The sequence below is a fragment of the Bacillus sp. DHT2 genome (assembly GCF_026241455.1).
In the GTDB taxonomy this organism is placed as follows: Bacteria; Bacillota; Bacilli; order Bacillales; family Bacillaceae_G; genus Bacillus_A; species Bacillus_A pseudomycoides.
Genome location: NZ_JAPHWH010000011.1, coordinates 1 through 17534 on the forward strand (window position 1 = coordinate 1; position 17534 = coordinate 17534).

Annotated in this window: 15 protein-coding genes and 9 pseudogenes; 5 read left to right on the forward strand and 19 right to left on the reverse strand. The window is 34.6% G+C overall.

Translation table 11 applies throughout. From position 1 onward, the window contains the following. Positions 1–121 precede the first annotated feature (121 nt). The 5 genes and pseudogenes from ORL93_RS21860 to ORL93_RS21875 form a co-directional block, all read right to left on the reverse strand. Positions 122–322, reverse strand: a pseudogene (locus ORL93_RS21860) (transposase); the annotation flags it as partial. Positions 323–360: 38 nt separating this feature from the next. After that, entirely contained in the window at positions 361–678 is a 318-nt protein-coding gene (locus ORL93_RS21865) for a hypothetical protein (protein ID WP_003199857.1), read from the reverse strand. A 207-nt stretch (positions 679–885) separates the two neighbouring features. Then, entirely contained in the window at positions 886–1539 is a 654-nt protein-coding gene (locus ORL93_RS21870; protein ID WP_016114779.1) for a DUF6944 family repetitive protein, read from the reverse strand. Positions 1540–1872: 333 nt separating this feature from the next. Continuing rightward, positions 1873–1953: pseudogene (locus ORL93_RS31575) on the reverse strand (cell division protein FtsK); the annotation flags it as partial. Positions 1954–2212: 259 nt separating this feature from the next. Continuing rightward, positions 2213–2401 carry a hypothetical protein gene (locus ORL93_RS21875; RefSeq protein ID WP_078212166.1) on the reverse strand — a complete coding sequence of 63 codons (189 nt, stop codon included), beginning with the start codon at positions 2399–2401 and terminating at the stop codon, positions 2213–2215. Between the two features lie 446 nt (positions 2402–2847). On the opposite strand from ORL93_RS21875, the gene ORL93_RS21880 reads away from it, so the two are divergent. Together ORL93_RS21880 and ORL93_RS21885 are read left to right on the forward strand one after the other, a co-directional pair. Continuing rightward, entirely contained in the window at positions 2848–3012 is a 165-nt protein-coding gene (locus tag ORL93_RS21880; RefSeq protein ID WP_097795715.1) for a hypothetical protein, read from the forward strand. Positions 3013–3586: 574 nt separating this feature from the next. Next, on the forward strand, positions 3587–3766 hold the full coding sequence (locus tag ORL93_RS21885; protein ID WP_003199845.1) for a hypothetical protein: 180 nt from the start codon (positions 3587–3589) through the stop codon (positions 3764–3766). 333 nt (positions 3767–4099) lie between these two features. On the opposite strand, the pseudogene ORL93_RS21890 reads toward ORL93_RS21885, so the two are convergent. The 5 genes and pseudogenes from ORL93_RS21890 to ORL93_RS21910 all read right to left on the reverse strand — a co-directional run. Further along, positions 4100–4447: pseudogene (locus ORL93_RS21890) on the reverse strand (dUTP diphosphatase); the annotation flags it as partial. A gap of 153 nt (positions 4448–4600) precedes the next feature. After that, entirely contained in the window at positions 4601–4843 is a 243-nt protein-coding gene (locus ORL93_RS21895) for a DUF3947 family protein (protein WP_018766347.1), read from the reverse strand. 378 nt (positions 4844–5221) lie between these two features. Beyond that, positions 5222–5446 carry a hypothetical protein gene (locus ORL93_RS21900; RefSeq protein WP_265959488.1) on the reverse strand — a complete coding sequence of 75 codons (225 nt, stop codon included), beginning with the start codon at positions 5444–5446 and terminating at the stop codon, positions 5222–5224. After that, positions 5389–5637, reverse strand: coding sequence for a hypothetical protein (locus ORL93_RS21905; RefSeq protein ID WP_033794522.1), 249 nt, complete (start codon positions 5635–5637; stop codon positions 5389–5391). Before ORL93_RS21905 ends, ORL93_RS21900 begins: the two co-directional genes overlap by 58 nt. Positions 5638–6720: 1083 nt before the next feature. Further along, positions 6721–7116, reverse strand: coding sequence for a hypothetical protein (locus ORL93_RS21910; RefSeq protein ID WP_018782199.1), 396 nt, complete (start codon positions 7114–7116; stop codon positions 6721–6723). A gap of 475 nt (positions 7117–7591) precedes the next feature. Here ORL93_RS21910 and ORL93_RS21915 point away from each other — a divergent pair, with 475 nt between their 5' ends. Then, entirely contained in the window at positions 7592–8182 is a 591-nt protein-coding gene (locus ORL93_RS21915) for a pesticidal protein (RefSeq protein ID WP_265959489.1), read from the forward strand. A 51-nt stretch (positions 8183–8233) separates the two neighbouring features. Here ORL93_RS21915 and ORL93_RS21920 read toward each other — a convergent pair. After that, a pseudogene (locus tag ORL93_RS21920) lies at positions 8234–8762 on the reverse strand (replication-relaxation family protein). A gap of 31 nt (positions 8763–8793) precedes the next feature. Next, positions 8794–9965: pseudogene (locus tag ORL93_RS21925) on the reverse strand (FtsK/SpoIIIE domain-containing protein). Positions 9966–10217: 252 nt separating this feature from the next. On the opposite strand from ORL93_RS21925, the pseudogene ORL93_RS21930 reads away from it, so the two are divergent. Together ORL93_RS21930 and ORL93_RS21940 are read left to right on the forward strand one after the other, a co-directional pair. Further along, positions 10218–11681: pseudogene (locus ORL93_RS21930) on the forward strand (polymorphic toxin type 17 domain-containing protein); the annotation flags it as partial. An 18-nt stretch (positions 11682–11699) separates the two neighbouring features. Continuing rightward, positions 11700–12044: a hypothetical protein gene (locus tag ORL93_RS21940; protein WP_265959490.1), complete on the forward strand. Its 345-nt coding sequence runs from the start codon at positions 11700–11702 to the stop codon at positions 12042–12044. Between the two features lie 143 nt (positions 12045–12187). Here the strand turns inward: ORL93_RS21940 and ORL93_RS21945 are convergent. From ORL93_RS21945 to ORL93_RS21975, 7 genes and pseudogenes are all read right to left on the reverse strand, one after another. Then, positions 12188–13241, reverse strand: a pseudogene (locus ORL93_RS21945) (N-acetylmuramoyl-L-alanine amidase). After that, complete coding sequence (locus tag ORL93_RS21950) at positions 13238–13420, reverse strand: holin (RefSeq protein ID WP_371394253.1); 183 nt, start codon at positions 13418–13420, stop codon at positions 13238–13240. Before ORL93_RS21950 ends, ORL93_RS21945 begins: the two are co-directional and overlap by 4 nt. Positions 13421–13478: 58 nt before the next feature. Continuing rightward, positions 13479–13712, reverse strand: a complete 234-nt coding sequence (locus ORL93_RS21955) for a hemolysin XhlA family protein (protein ID WP_003207144.1) — start codon at positions 13710–13712, stop codon at positions 13479–13481. 33 nt (positions 13713–13745) lie between these two features. Then, the gene (locus tag ORL93_RS21960; protein WP_265959562.1) at positions 13746–15554 is read right to left on the reverse strand and encodes a distal tail protein Dit; all 1809 of its coding nucleotides are present in this window, start codon (positions 15552–15554) and stop codon (positions 13746–13748) included. A gap of 105 nt (positions 15555–15659) precedes the next feature. Next, a pseudogene (locus ORL93_RS21965) lies at positions 15660–16496 on the reverse strand (terminase TerL endonuclease subunit); the annotation flags it as partial. After that, on the reverse strand, positions 16441–16770 hold the full coding sequence (locus ORL93_RS21970) for an HNH endonuclease signature motif containing protein (protein WP_033796135.1): 330 nt from the start codon (positions 16768–16770) through the stop codon (positions 16441–16443). The gene ORL93_RS21970 and the pseudogene ORL93_RS21965, both read right to left, overlap by 56 nt. Positions 16771–16928: 158 nt before the next feature. Beyond that, positions 16929–17192: pseudogene (locus tag ORL93_RS21975) on the reverse strand (hypothetical protein); the annotation flags it as partial. Positions 17193–17534: the final 342 nt, after the last annotated feature.

The following is a 17534-nucleotide window of genomic DNA, read 5'->3' on the forward strand; positions in this document are numbered from 1 at the left end:
CATGTGATGTCAGAGGGCTTCGCCATGTCGCTTTCACTTCATGGTGCCTCTCAGGCTACGGGAGTGGAGTCTATTCTCCCGATTGGACTTTCACCAACTAGATAATGTGTCCTTATCTGGACACGCCAACTTGCCAACGAAGAGAATAGAATTGATAAATTTTATGCGCCGTCATGTCAGTTTCATTTATCTTTGTAATAAACAAGTTGATACCACTCGCGTATTTAGGCATTCGTCGTTTTTCTTTTTTATGCCGTTCTAATCGTTTTGTATGTTCAGATTCTGTTAATTTATAGATGATTAGACGCGTTGGTTGTTTTTGTTAAAAATTATACATAGTCTTAACTTGATGGCTATGTCCTATTGGACGCTTTTTATTTCATAACCATTTAACTTTCCAATACCAAATAAATCAATTTCTGTATCAATTAATTTCGGGATAAATTTCACTATTTTTGTCCTACCTTGAAGAACTTCACCTTCAGTAGTAATAAATTCAAATACTGGTTGCTCATTTTTCTTCATTATTTCAATAAAAATTGTATCTTTATCAGTAGTTCCACGTATAATGACTTCCCAGTCTAAATAGTCATCAATCCTTACATAAGCTATTCGAAAATCTATTTCTTCTTTTCTCTCTCCTAAATAAGTGATTTTTCCAACTTCAAACTGTGCCATTTTACTACCTCCCTTTTATTACATCTTCGACAGGAAAGAAGAAAAACCTACACTATAAAACATCTTTTATTCTTTTAAATTACCAAAAATTGAGCTATAGAAAATAATTCTCCCTAAAGTCCTTGTCCGACCTTAAAAGAGAATGAAATATTTCCTTCCATTCATATGAATCTTCATACTAATTTCTCGATAGCTAAAGTTTCAAACTCAATCCTCTATCATTTGTGTGATTCCAATTGCTGAAACTGCTGTACCGATTGCTTGTATCCAAATACCAATTAGTCCAACGAATCTCTCATCTTCTTTTTCTCTATCATTTTTCTCAATCATTTGGTTTTCCTTGGATATGTTGTGTATGCCTTGAAATGCTTGCAATCCAGCTCCTAGCGTTTGTAGTGAATTACCCACTACAATCAACCATGGAATTTCAGGCTCCTCATTCAGTGCCACCTCTACCCCTACAAATGCACCAATAGACTGTAGACTATTTCCTGTGATAATGAGATAATCATTCTCTTCCATTTCTTTTTGTATATTAAAAAACGTTCCTATTACATTTGAAACATTCCCTAAAGCTAATAATTCAATCCCTGTTTTCTCCAAAGATTTATTTCTTTGTTTCATTTGTTCCTCTTTACTCAGTGCAGTTTCTTCTACTTTCATCCCTTGTTTTTCAAAGGAATCTTTTAACGCTATCAATTGCAGTATATATCCAAGAGCTTGTAATGATCCACCTACAATTACAAGTGGTTCTTCAACATTTTCTTCTCCTATAAACCCTCTTGTAGTTCCAATGGCAGCTATCGTATTTCCACCTACTTGAAACCATGCTCCCGTAACCGTTAAATTTCTTGGATTCATATTATTCATCCACCTATATTAGAATCATCTTATTTATCATGGATTCACGGACATCAATACCCACTTGTAAAATAATAACATTTATGTCTTCCCTACATTTTCCCATTATATTTTCATACATTTCATTTTGTGCATGAAATGACTTCTCCAAGCTTTTTCACCTATGTATATATTCCAAATTAAAAAGAGCACTCGACAGTGCTCTTTCGTGATAAGGAGTTTTCAATGAGTATGAAAAAAGCGATTTACGCTTGTCCCATACTTCAATATATGCTTGCCTAGTTCAAAAGGTGTGCAATTTATAAATCTTTTTTCAATTTACTAAATTCTTCATCCAATTGCCATGTGTGGTGTTTCATCAAAATCATGATAAATGATTTTTTCTAGACTTTGACCAATAGGAACAAACCATTTTCTCTGCTGTATTAAATTGGTAATTCAACTCACATATGCAGTTGCATCTTTACTCTCACCATTCATTTGCATAGTAAACGTTACTTTAGAATCCATAATTCCCTCCTCTATTTTTGTTCGTTGTGTTCGTTTGTTTTGTTAGCCCTTAAATTGAATTACAACTACATTCTTTCTATTAAATAACTACTATCAATAAAGAATTCAGAAAATCCATAAACAAAAAGGAGTGCTTTGAAGAAAAGCACTCTTTCAAAAAAATTTACCACTCTCGACGCTCATCGCGATCACAATCACGATCATGTTTACGTCTACGACGACAATCATCGCAATCACAGTCGCGTCTACAACGACGGTCATCACAATCTCTATGTCTGCATCTACAGAACATTAAGTTATCCCAAAATCTACCGCAATCTCGAAAGCGATTAAAATGACAATTACATCTCATAGATATGATTACCTCCTCTTCACAATAGGATTCATCATATTCTATGATTAAAAACAAAAAACAGCTTGTTTATTAGTCTATATTCTGTATTTTAGAGTAATAATATTCATATCTAATCTTCAAGTTTTAAAGTCAGTTACACTACAATCTATTAATGGAGATAAAATACAATCTATGGCCCAAAATTACATGCCTCTTGGTCGACCCCCTCACCCCTTATCTTTCCTTAACAACAAATAAGACGCTAAACCGATCACGGCAGCACCTAGGATAATTGATCTTATTTTAATCATTTTCGAAACCTTTTTAACTTGTTCCTCGCTTTCTATTAAAAGGATTATTTTGTTTAAATTGAGCTTAATTTCCCCTTAATTTTAAATAACATTTTTTAACACAAAAAGAATTCACTGTATAATTTAATTAACTAAATTTTAGGAGTGTTGAACATGCCAGATACATTGAGACTCATTATTTTTATTCTTGCAGGAATTAGTGCATTTTTCGTTTTGATAAAAGAATTTAAAAAGCCACAGAAAAACGCATTTCTAATATCCTTTGAATTTTTAATTCTTATAGGAGTCACATGGCTAATAACAAAGATTTTGGTGTGACTTCCCTAATAAACATTTCCGTTTGAATAAAATTCAATATTCTGTCAATACTGTAGATACAATAATCTTTCTCCAGTCCCCCCCATTGGAGCCGAGCAGTTAGCTTTTGCTAGCTGCTCTTTTATTTTTATTAACTTGTCACTATTTGATAGGGTAAGCATATATTATGGATATAAGACATGCTTACTCATATGCCCTCATATTGAAAGAGGGCATTTTTATTACATACAAAATAGCGTTTTTGTTGATTTTTTTCACATTTAACTGAGACAAGCATACATTATTTTATGTAGACCCTTTCTCATAAAAAATCTACCTTTCTGAGAGCACATTCATATGTGTTCTCTCTTTTTATTTGCTATTAAATAACACTTTTATTTTGTTTAATTTCCATCTCTCTTCCCATCCAGCATAATATTTTAAATCTATCCTATACTATTGTTACAACGGCATTTATTACTAAAAGATTTTTCAATACATTTTATTCATAATCAGTGCAATACTAAAAAACACTTTAGTAATTTTCAACAATTATGTCGCTTGTATACCTACATGTAATAGGGAGGGATGTAAAATGGAGAAAGCGAATGAAAATATATCTACATCAAGCCATCAAGCAAAAGAGGACGAAATTGCTACAGAGGCAGGTGTACTCCTAAAATTAAAAACACTTCAACCAGCAAGTGAAGAATCTGTATTAGCTCCAACTAATCAACTTCCATCTAGTGTTATGAAACCTCTTGAAGATAAATAAAGATTTTTATAAAAAGAGTTCAGTCGCAAATATCGGCTGTCCTTTTTATTTTTCTTAAAAATCCTTAAAACCACTTTCTTCCTTATGAAGGGCCCGGCCGAGATAATTGTAAAATAACGCCTGTATATGAAATCCGTACACATTTTTGACACATCCACTATCACAATCCCCTAAAAATTCGTGATAATATTAATTTGTTGAATATGCCAAATTTCGACATTGCACGACAACAATATCTCCCTTATCGAATCCCTGTCCCCCAGGGATTTTTCCTTTTATTCATTACTTTTTGTTTCATTAAATTTTCAGCCTGAAGAAAATTTAAATTTGGTATTACTTAGTTCCTGTTGATCCGAATCCGTTTTTACCTCTTTGGCTTCCCGATAGCCCGTCCACTTCCACAAAATGTGCTGTTTCCACTGGGGTTATAACGCCTTGAGCAATGCGCGTTCCTCTTTCAATAACATGAGCCTGCATATTCACTCCCAATACTCGTTCATCGTTATCAACAATGACACCAACTTCTCCCCTAAAACCACTATCAACCGTACCTAATATCACTCGTAGCTTCGTGTCACGCCTCATACCGCTACGTGGTCGTACTTGTAATTCGTATCCTGGTGGAATCTCAAAAGCTAATCCTGTTGGCACAACCTTCGTTTCTCCTCGCCAGATAAAAGAGTAAGGTAAGAGTTATTCTTTGCCATTTTAAGAGAGGGTCTGCTATTCGTGGCAGATCCTCTTTTGTTAAGCTGAAACTTAATTAAAAAGCGTTTTGTTAAATTATTTATGAATAAGTGTCCATCGAACAGCAATGTTTCCTGTTATTATTTGCTATAAACCATATACAGTTTCATGCGGAATTCCTGAAAAAAGCATTCCATCCTGTGTAATATACATCGGGTAATAATATTGTGATGAATAGTGAGGTTGTATACTTTGGTGCATTTGTTGTGCTTGTAACGCTTGTTGCTGTGCTTGCATAGCCTGGTGAACAGCTTGAATTGTACTTTGCGCAGGACCCTGCCCTCCTAAAGGACGCATTCGCATTTCATTGTAAAAATAATTGGGAAACATTCGTTTCCCCCCCCTCCTCGTAAATACTCTCACCTTCCATCTTTCATACTATGCATATTGATTTAAAGTTGATAATTTGTGAAACTTCTCATCTTGTCACTCCCTAATCTCTTTCTATTCAAATAACGCTTTTATTCATTTCATTTTAATTAACTATTATTTGAAAAATCGGAAACATTTACTCGATGTTTTTTCTGAATACTCATGATATTATTTAGTTGCTGGTGTTCACCATCCCGAGAACTCAGCAACTGCATCCATGAACTCTACTCTCTATATGATGAGAGTAGAGTTTTTATTTATAGGATGATCTCTGTATATTTGTATGGAATTCAAATTTGATACTTGAATTCATTTAATAAAGAGCTGTAATCATCCTCACGATCTCGCTGTTGTTTCTGCTAGAAGTTCTTTCTGCAGCTGTTCAACTTCTTTCGATAACTCACGATTCTGTTCCATTACTTCATATGCTCCACTTCTTACATCATTTAAATCCTGAACCGTTCCGCTTAGAAGATGGGTTGCTAAGGGAACTTTCAGAGCTCCTACACGCTTTCTAGGTATGTTTTTTGCTTCTCGTCTTCTAGAAATGTAGTAGTACAAATTCCCTTCCGCAACACCAAACTGTTCAGCGATTTTCCCCCAAGTCCACTTTTTTCATCAGCTGCACGTAACTTCTCAGCCTTTGTACAGATTTGATCCCAGTTTCTCTCTTCAGCCATATTCTCCGTTCTCTCTTCGATTAGGCTATCGCCTAGCTTTTTAAGGTTTCTCCCAATTTGACAGTTTTCCACACCTCATTAAAGATATGCTCCATTTCCCTTGTCTGATGAATATCTATTTATTTCTTCATTTGGACATAACAGATTACATTTTTCACATAAATTCATATTTCTTAGCCCACACTATCCTTAAGCCGTCCGAACTAGCGGCTTCACTCTTCTTGTAATGAGAACGCAATTTATTGCAATTCGCTAACTCATTCAACCCACCGGCAGGCAACTAAAAGCGTTGTCTGCCCTTTTTTCGTATAAACTTTTTTAATTCACACAAACTACCCATAAGTGAGTTGCTGTATTACTGTTTTTTGAGAAAACATAATTTTCAACGTAAGCAGATAGCATAAAGAGCTATCTGCTTTTCGTATAATCTTTTTCATTTCACATATACTATCAACGAACCTATTTACCAATACGAGTCATTTTGGTGTTTTGAATTTCTCCTAAATTACCCTTCTTGGGATAAGCATTTTTTGCTTATCCCATTTTGTTGTATATATATTTAAATTTACGTTAACACTATTTACGAGCGTGTTTTCTGATTATTCTTGGTTTTCATCCAGGGTAATCTTTCTCCTAATGAGGACGGCAGGTACGACTGCTTGTCCTTATTTTTTTACTCATACCATTACTTGGAAGTGTTCGTTTGGTTTGCAGTTCTGTTAGCAAACTTGTTAGCACTTTTTTATATTTCTTCTACTAAAAACCTCCATTGTATTTCTTCTATTACTCATCACTCTCACTGCCATTATGACGCAAATCATCAATTAAATTATGGGATTTTAAAAATTCCATAATTTAATTGATGATTTGTAGTATTTTATCTGAACTCCCTAATAACTAAAAACATTATTACCTATGTTTATGGCTACGTAATAAATTCTTTTTTCGTTTTGGAGATACTTCAAAATCTTAACTTGATGGTGGTGTGGCGCTGCCCCAAGAAGGGACTCGCTTTTCGTGATCCCCTTCCACTGTGCTTAATAAGCTCAAAGTCGAGCATATCTTTTTAGAAGTCCAATTTATCCAATAAAAAAAGCAATCATTAAAGAGTACTTTTAAACGCATTATCAATAAAATGATATCTAAAATAAATAATTACTTTAATGAATAAGTACAAGAATTACCATTATTCACAAGGCGTAACCTATCATTATCTCTTATCATTTTAACAGTAGTTTTTTCTTCTTCACTGCTTTCTGTTGTTTTTCCATTAACCTTAAGATCAGTAAGTTTTACTTGGAATTCATCCTCAAATATTCTTGTATATTGTAACTCCGCAGTTTTCTTATCTCCCTCTTTAGTGAGTCCTTTCCATACCATCTTATCTTTCCCTGAAAACACGATTGTAGGTGGACATTTTGTATTAGTCTTGTCTATCAATTCCCAGGTACCATTAAACCTATACTCATTTTTACTAGATTCATTATTATTTCCACATGCACTTAAGATTAAAATATAACCAACTGATATAGCAATTAGTTTCTTTTTCATAATACGCCTCCAAATATAAATTTGTACCAATTATGAAAATAACTATTCACTTAAGAATATATTATTATATTTACTCTTCCGTTTATCTATTTATTCCCCTATATAGTTTGTCCATAATGGACAACGTCCTATAAGAAACTTTATTTATTTTTAACGAAACTAACAGAAATATGATCAAAAATTAGTTTCCAAACCCATTACTTAAAAACAAAGTACTATAACAAACATTAGATACTGTTTATTGAACATCCTTAACATACGAAATTGTTCACTGTTTATTCAAACTACAGTGAGCAAAAAAAACGAACCTAAACAATCTTATTCTTCAAAACTTTAGGACAATTCATTTTCGAAAAGGTACAGTACCACATTTTAAAACAAAAAATAGTTATATATTGGAATTCCCATCATATATCTGTCTTATGCTCTATCTAGAAGGGACTGTTGAAAAATGGGGAATAATCACTTTCATAATGTGTTTGCTGTGAAACAAGAACATTTTGGACAGGTTCTTAAATTAAAGAAATTCTTTGAAGAATTGGATATGGATTTTAATGATTTCACTGATCCTCGCACTCTAGTCAACGTGCTAGAATCAAATCGTGATATAAACTTTTTGAAGTCGTCACAGGAAGCAATCATCGGAGGAGAAGCACTTCAAATTTCAGAATTGATCGAGAAAATTAGTAATCTGATTATTAAAGATATATTAGCATTTCCTACTTATCGTTGGGGAGAAAGTATAAACCAAGATATTGTGAGTCAGGTGACCGATTCTATTACTAACATGTTTATTAATTTAAATAAGCAAGATGCTGAACCATGGATCTTCTGGTATAACACTGGGAGTGTTTTTCCAAGATATACTTATAATATTTTAATCGCTATAGATACTCAGGACAAAGATTATCTTACAGACGTTTTAGCCATTAGTTTTGATGTTTTGGTTGTAAAAAAAACTAAACAGGAAGTTTGTTCTTTCACAGTTAATGATAGTGCACAATGCCTTATAATGATGAAACATATGCTTGTTGGGATTAAATTTGAAGATGTTTATCCCTCGTAACCCCCGCCCCTCTACTTATAAGTAGAGGGACGGTTATTTTTTGCTACACTCTTATATACTTTGAATCACATAGACCTTCACATATATATCATATTTTGCTGCTAACTGTTCCAATTTCTTTTCCCTATATTTTGTAACTGTAAAGAAATGAATAATTGGCACTTTTCCATTATATTTTTGCTTATAAATTCGCGTGAACTCTTCATACTTTTTTAGCTTTTCTTCATTAATCTTCATTTTTTGTGAACGATCTACTTCAACTGCATGAAGTATCCCTTCTTCATCACTGTATTTTACATCTGGAATAATCTTCTTTTTCTCTCCATTCTTTCTATAACGTATTTCCGTTTTCAACTTGCCAATCGTCTGGGCAGAACAAATGTAACCAAGCTTCATTTCGTAGCAATGCATGTGCCATTTTTCCTCTTGAAACAACAGCACCTTCACCAAACAACGAATGACCTTCTTTATTGAGATAATATACATACTCCTTCCCGTGTATCGCCTTACTGACATATGGTTTCAATTCACCCATTATCCTATTTGCATTCCGTATACCACCCATATCATGTACGCACATCAAATGTCTTCTTGTTGCAAATTGCAGCTTTCTAATCGTCGCAAGTATCGTCATCTGACGGTTGATTTTCATATGACTCTGGATGTTCATGTTTCTCCACCTCATATTCTTTTAGATGTTCCCACATGACTTTGTCATCAATATATGGCACTTGTAGTTCTGTAAAATCCCCCTTCATATATATCGCTCTACCTGGCACGGATGGTAAATTCTCTACGCCGGACTGATCAACGCTATACGCGTTGATAAACGGAAACCGAGTTTTGCATTGGCCATCTGTTTTACTACTCTTGGCAACGTATCTCCAGTTGGATATTGCGTACAAAAGACAATACGAAATCCTAGCGCTCTACCAACACGAGCTATATGACTGAGCATATATTGACACTGCTCTAACATTTGATTCTGTCCTTTTGGTAATCCTTTTGAAGGAGCGAGTACTGCCCCTTCATCTACTATGATGAAATAACAATCTCTTTCTTTCGTATGGACAATGTTTTTGATTCCGCGTTCTTTCATGTACTTTCCACGTTCATTCATTTTCTCCATTATCTTTAGTAACATTGCATGTGCTTGTTCTGGTGTTTCTGCTATTTGCTCGACTTGCTTCAGTTTCTTGTACTCGCTAAATTCGAGCCCTTCTTCTTTCAAATCAATAAGATAAAAATGTGCATGGTTTGGATTCGCCAATGATATGGACACAAATAGATTTTTCAAGAACACTGTCTTACCCATACGAATTAGACCACCTACTGCCATATGTGGTGTTTCATCGAAATCATGATATATAATCCGTTCTAAGCTCTGACCAACTGGAACACACCATTTTCCTTTCGTCACTAATTCTGTGGACCATGGCCAATTTGTTGGTATTTCCCTCCGGAATACACGGATGTCTAACTTGTAATTATCGTAATCGATTCGTACTGGTTTATTTAATCCTTCAGAAACAACGTCCTCTACTTTTTGAATAATTTTACTCGGCATCCCAACAGGCAATGTATACACATAATTCGTACTACGATCATCATCAATTTGCTTTTGAAACTTTGGGTAATGAAGCTTATCTTCTCTTTTAATTGCAATTCCAGATACCTAAAAAAAGACTTGTATTTTCCTTTTATCATCATTTTTTCCTTTGAACTTATTACCGAATAATGCCACTGTTAAACCTACAGCTGGAGCAAGTAATAATTCAATCATTTTCCCACTCCCCATATACCCTTTATAAGGGTATATATCCCTTATTTTTGGAAGACTGATGTACATGTTTTATGTCAATATCATGTAAGTGTCCTACAATTCCAGGTTGATCTTCCCTTATAGAAATGTGAAAAGAACATAACGTAGAAGATACAAGAACGAGCCTGTGAGCGTTGTGTACATGGTCATACGTGGAAGCCAATGTGGAACACTCTGCCCCATCTTTTCTGCAGCTTTCATTGTAATTACAGACAAACCTGTTGCAGTGCAAAATCATTTTTTATACAAACCTTTCGTCCTTTAGCACAAGGGATTATTTACTTATGTGAAGAATTAATCCGTCAGAATGATGCCTTTCCAAGTCAATTTCAATCACAGGTAGCTTCAACGGATGTAATCGAACAAGAAATATTAGAACAAATTCAAGAAATTGATCGAATGAAAGCAAGTATGGAAGCCGTTATTCAAGCTATGCCAATCCCGGGTATGGACGCTATGGCGAATCTCTTTACTGTCATGAAACACAAACTGCAAGAAAAGCTAGATCATCTACATGAATTCAATCAGACCTCTAGCAATAACTATAGTACAGCAATTCAATTAGCTGCTAGCATCGCGACGGGTCTTGCCGAAGTGCAAAGTGGAAAAGGCTTTAGTCTCACAAGTGGTACGTTTAGTACACAAGAATTGAATATGGAGTGGACGACTTCTATCCAAGCGATTACAGAAGATAGGAAGCGTCAGTCTGAGGAAGAGAGTACAATAGACAAATCGTTACTTGATAGATTTAAAGATGCTGTCGAAAACAAAATAGAAGCGATGGATCAGTTGTCCGAAAATTTTTTTCATCAGATAGAAAATACTCCTTTGCTCGGGCAATATTATAACTACAAAAAAGGACAAAATGAAGCTGTATTAGATGAACTTAAAGGAATATTAAATACAGTCTTACACCCAATAGATAGTTTTGAAAGCGCTGTGTATGCCCTTTCTCATATCGACGAAACATTTGCTGCTGTAGAACAAGCTATTTCTGATTCATGGAATCAAGATGTTGTAAATGGAGATTGGAATAGCAGAGCTAAATGGGCTGGAAATGTAGAAATGCAAGTTAAATTAGCACTTGCCGAATTATTGGTAGGAACAAAAGGTGTAGATAAAATTTCAAAATTCGGTAAATTTTCAAGGTTAAGTGAAACCTCAACACTTAGTGAAAGTGTAAACTTTATACAAGGTATTAAAAACGTAATAAATTTCGATAAGCTTAAGCAAAGCGTTGACATGCTGAATAATATTCTAATGCCAAAAAATCAATTTGCTCTTGCTAATACCAATGGACTTGATCTAAGTTTTTTTAATGAAGCTAAGGATATGGGTAATGATGCTTATGGAGGTTATTACAAACGCAAAGAAGAACGAGGGGTAGAGTATCAAAATAATATAACAAATCCAATGACAAGGGCTGAGTTACCTAATAAAGGACATTTCAGATTTATTCCAGGGAAGGAAGTTAAGTTTAATAGGCAGCTTAATGGGTACGTTGATAAATTTGGTAATGTATGGACGAAAGGCCCTTATCATGGGGATCCTAAAAAGAATTTTGAGTTCGAATGGAATGTACAACTCTCCGAAAAAGGATTGAAGGAATGGGGAAAATATACGAAGAATGGAAAAAAATATATTAACGTTGCTCCAGATGGCACAATTTCACACTAACATATTAGGAGGAGTATTATGTTCCAACTTAGTTTATTTGTAGCATGTCAGAATAAGAACGAAGCATTGACAATATTGCATGAATTATTTAAAAAAATAGACACCATGATTACTTCACATGATGTAAGCTCAAATGAACCTTACTGGAAATTTGATGGTTGGTTTAAGATTGTGTGTAATATAGAAACGTCAAAAAGCATTCTTGATATTAAGGAAGCAGAAAAAATACTTGAAAAGATATCAAATAAGTGGTTGTGGGATAAGGGGAAAATTTCTGTTAGCTCTACTATCAATACTGAAGGTACAGTGTTTTTTAATGACAAAGTACGATTTTTCACTTGTTGGTTTGAAGACTTTGAATAATTTTTTGATAACCTTGATTGACTAAATGCCTTTCAAGCTTTCTAGGTAAATAAACATAACTATCTTGATAAAATGATTAAACAAGCAGTAAAAAATATATTATACAAAAGAGCATCCTTTAAGTGGATGCTCTTTTGCAACTCTTACTTCACATATACATAGGCTTCATTTGCAGTTACATAGTATGTTTTTCCTTTGCTGTTATGCACTTTGTATTGTGATGATCCGTTAATATTTACCTTAGCATCGATCGTGAATCCTAATCCTGCATCTAAAGAACCAGCAACATCTTTATCCTGCCATGATGGGGAATCATAGAAACGTAGGTTGTCCACTTTAGAAACAAGACGTTTTCCTGCAATCGGATTAACTGGCTCTTTTTTTTCAAACTTGATGTAAGAAGGGTTATTATATACCCACTGATTTCCACCAAGATTTAACCATCCGTCTTTTTCGCCCCATACTTTATAAGATTCTGGTTTATTTAACTGACGAATAACAGAGTAACTTGCATCTGGTCCTTTGCGAAGATTTACATTGTAACCTTCAATATATGCAATACCTTCCACATTCGCTACTGGTTCGCCTGGTTTAGATGGTTGTTCCGGAACAGAAACATCACTGTTATTATATGCACGTTTCACATCAGCACGAAATTGTGCTTCTAATACACCGTGACTACGTAAGTAATCAAGTGGATCCTCATGATCTGTGCCGCCAAGATACTTCGTTACATCATAGTGAGTCCACAATCCTTTTTCTACAGATAATCCGCGGTCACGTAAAATTTTAGCTAGTAGCTTCACGTATTTGTCATATGAACGTTTAAATTTATCATAATCTGTAGTTTCGCAAAGCTCTACATGTACAAAACGTTTATTCGCGCCAGGTCCTCCACCGTAAGCAATATATTTTGTATCACCAATTTGGATCGTTTCATTCCAATCGACTGCATAATGTACGAATGCATTTCGCCATGTACGAGTTTCATATTTTTGAATGTTAATAGCTGGCGCTTCTGGAGTTGCTGTACTATGTGCCACAACGCCCTCATAAGCCCCTACACCGTTTCTGTATGGAATCTTAGGTTAAATCTTCAATGATAAGCGTTCTATCAGCAAAAGCCCCTCTAGCAAAGCTTAACAGGAGCAATAGAATCATAAATACAGAAGAAACTAGTTTGATTGATTTTTTCATTTATTATCAACATCCTTTTTCATAATTTTGGAGTGATCGTATAGTCCACTAGCTGACAAACCAATGATGAGTCCTTGGAATACGTTCATTTTTATGTCAAAAGGCAAAAATAAAACGCCTAGCAAAGTGCCAAGCGCTAAATTAAGCAATGAGATATATTTAGTTTGTAACCCGAGCATTTTCGTCACTTGTGCTAATGCTACAACGACTGCAATTATTACACTGACTTCAACCAACTTATACACATCCTTTCATTAATAGACCGAGCAATCCGGCGACTATTGCACCAATGATGATGCGGAGAATCCATGTAGTATTGGCACTAATCTTTTCGAGCTGATTATTTATATTTACAATGTCCTTTTCGTTGACTGTCGTACGTGTTTCTAAATTACGAATATCGCGTTGCATGTCTTTTTGATCTGATTTAATTTGTTGGATCTCTTGTTTCAAATCGATAATCTTTTGCATCGTTTCACTCCTTTACAAAATAAAAAAGACCAGCTATTGCTGCTCTGTTGTTGTTGTTGACGCTTCTGTTTGGCTGCCTTTATCGATTAAACTTTGAACTAAAGCTTCCAAAGATGCTATTCGATTATTCATTGTTGCTATCTCTGCGTCTTTTTCTTCTAATTGTCCTTTTAATACCGCTATATCTTGATCATGTTTTTCCTCTAGTTCTTGAACTGCTCTCATCGTTAACGATGCCATGGAATATAAGTGAGTACCTGTTTTATCTTTATCAACAAAGACTTCATCTGATTCATCAACAATAAGACCGTAATATTGTTTGATGTCTTTCGTTGTTAAAGGAGGATCATTAGGATCTTTGTTCTCCCTCATTTCATAAAGTAAATTCACATCACCCTTATAATTAAACTCCCTCACCTTAACATTTCTAACTTTCTCTAAAGCTGAAAAAGGTACATCACGAATATTTGATTTGTATTCTCGTAAACTTGGAGCTATTATATGAGCTTGCACTCCTCCCCATCCATCACCAACAATATTCGGAGTTGAAAACTGAACAACTCCTGTATATCCCGTAACTCTACTGTTTCGCATTATTACGTTCGGCATTACTAAATCAGTATCCGAACCATTATCAGATATTGTTAATGATGAACTGTATGAACTAGTTTTACCGCGTCTGAAATGCCATTTTCCATTTCCAGAGTAGAAAACTTGGAAATCGTTAGCATGTAATACACTGATTCCACTTCTTTGCATTTCCAAAAAAACTGATTTATATGTAACTCCATTTATTACCTCATCTACTAGTCCGATATTTGTACTAGCATCAAATAATCCTGATCTCATTTGACTCCCTTGCAAAGCACCTAGAACACCGCTAAGAGTATTGTCTCCTCCTAAGATAATAGTCGGTTGTACATCTCCATCCGATCGTCTATGATAACCGACATACAGACGAACGACACCACTTTCTATGAAACGTATAAATTGATTACGCCAAATTGCAATTTTCCCTATGCTTTCGCTAGCTTCGTCTAATAAATATACTTCCATTCGTCCGATTTCGTACGATGTCATTTGAAAATCTAAGTCAACTTCTACCCTGAAATTTTGGATAGGAACTGAAAGCGAACGTTTCAATGCAGGACCATGCCATCCAGTTCCTGTACCATAATCATCTGCCTGAAGTGGTCCCGTTTCACCTTCATTCGAAAACGAACCAGCGACCTTCCCGTAATCTACGTAATTTGCTGTTGTCCATCCTATTGGAGTCATAGGTAAATCTGCAATTAATTCTTCTCTAATAAAAGGCTTTTCCTCCACAGTTGCTGGATAACCAACTCGAAAGAACTGTCCATCATCAGTATCAAGATCAAAGAATGTGCTTTCTCGTGCTGCTGTTAGGGCAATCGTCGGAATTGCTTCTACTGTACCTTTATTTTCTACGTCTGCTTTAAAAGTAGAATTTTGATTAATCATTGTGTATTTCTTTTTATCTTTTGATAGTTTATAAGGCATTGGACAAATGAACTTGATTACACCTTGATCAAGAGTAACAAATTCATCTGGATCAAAACCTTGATCCACAACAGCCATATAAATTCCATCCGGTTCTGCATCAAAAATAAGCTCAACCGGCTGTTCTGTGATAAGCCAATCAGCGATTTCTTCTTTTAACTTTTCTAAAACAGATCCATCTGGAACAATACTTCCTACTGGAATAGGAAGTACGCGAATATCGGTTTCGGTACTTAATAATCTAGCGCCTGGATAATTAGGAACTTGCAATAAATTTCTCTTTAATGGCGCCCATGCTGGTCTTTTCCATCCTTTTCCTATTTAAATGGAATTTTTACGTTGATTATTAAATGTAAAAGAACTCATTTTGACACCTCTTTTCTTTATAAAACAAAAGAAACCCTATCCCTTAAAGGCTGAGTTTCTTTCTGTTACAAATTTATAATGAACAGAATTCCCTGGTGTTGTCCTTAACAATCCTTGTTCGTACCATAAATCATAAGATATTTTATCTTCTTTACTTCTTTGTTCAAGTAAATCCTCAGGAAGCCAATACATTTGTTTAACATAAATATGAGGATCATCTGATACCATAAAAATAACCTTCGCTGCTGTTAAATCGGTAGTTGAAGATAAATCACAACCGCCAATTCCATACGAAGGTTTTAATTGAGCTATATCAAAAATATTAGGATTATTTAATTGTTCAAAAGTTAGCCACGCTTCCGTTGATGTTTCTCTTATATTAAAATCTTTTGTTAGCAAGTTTTTAACTAACAGAGGATTAGCTTTGGCCTTTTCAACTTTACTTTTTAGTTGGTCCTCGTTTTTGATAGTTCCCAATCCTGGATTTGCTTTTTTCCAATACTTTGGATCAATCCATTCTTCCCTTTTATCAAGCTCATAAATAATCGGGAGAACTCTTTCGTCTTTGTAACCTGCTGGATCATCATAACCGTTTATAATATGTTCGGCTTCTTCATATTTAATATCAAAGATTCCTTCTCTGACAGTTCCGGCAGTTGTTGTAATAATAGAAATTGGTTACTCACGTGCCGTCATACCATCGACAATAACATCATAAAGATTTTTATCTTCAATTGCATGTAGTTCATCTATTAACGAACAATGCACGTTAAGTCCATCAAGTGTATTTGAATCACTTGAAAGAGGTTTGAAAGAACCATCGTTAAAATCTGAAATCATTTCAGCTACTAACGTTCGAATTCTTTTTGAAAGGACTGGTGATTTTTTCACCATTCTCATCAAACATTACATCTTCTCTAATTAATACAGACTTACCAAACGTCTTTGTATTATGACAAGGTAAGCATAAGTATTTTAAGTTATCATGATTCGATGTTATACCTGGATTGTTTATATTCTCTGGTGTGATCTCAACTATATGGTCAACGATGTATCCAGGTTCTTCTTTACAATGTTCACACATACCATCCAATGTTGATAATATATATGACGCTCTACACTTCTTCCACGCCAATGACTTATAAAAGCGTTTTGCGTATTTCTTCGCCATTCACCCACCTCGCGGTAATTCCTAAAGTATATATTGTAATTCTTAATATCAAAATGTACAATTATTCGAGTCTTTACTTATTTGTATTTAGATAGATCACTCATTTATTGAAAAGGAGACCATCCTCTAGTGGGTTCTTTTTTCTAACATATAATTTACAATCTTGGAGATGGAGTGTCTCCTCCGTTAAAAGCAGGAGATCCTCCAGTGTCTCCATCTGCATAACTTGGGGACCAACCTGTACCATACTCTGAATTAGCTGGAGATCCACCAGTATCTCCTTTATTATTAGCTGGTGCTCCACCACCATCTCCTACCGAAGCCGCCTGAACGATACCTCCACCATTTCCATCAGCAACACCAAAGATTCCAAAACCTAAAACAGATAAACCAACGACTGCTGTACCAATTTTTCTTTTCAAATTTTTCTCTCCCTTACGTATAAAGTTAATTGAAATGAATGAATTACAGCTCTCACCCATTATAAAAATCCGACTCACTCCAACATTACACATATATACTTCTATGTATTTTTTTGTAAATACTTCTTACATTTAGAAAGAAAATGTTCTTTGTAGTAAAATTTAGCATAATTGTGTCGAACTACATTTATCCAATTCACTCAAAATAATCTTATTTCAAATGCCTTGTCACAATCTGAGCTTCTTTGCCTAGCCATATTCACCACCTCGTGGTAATTCCCTTATATTTTATTTTAAATCCATTTATTTTAATGTTATAATTATATAAAATTCATAACTTTT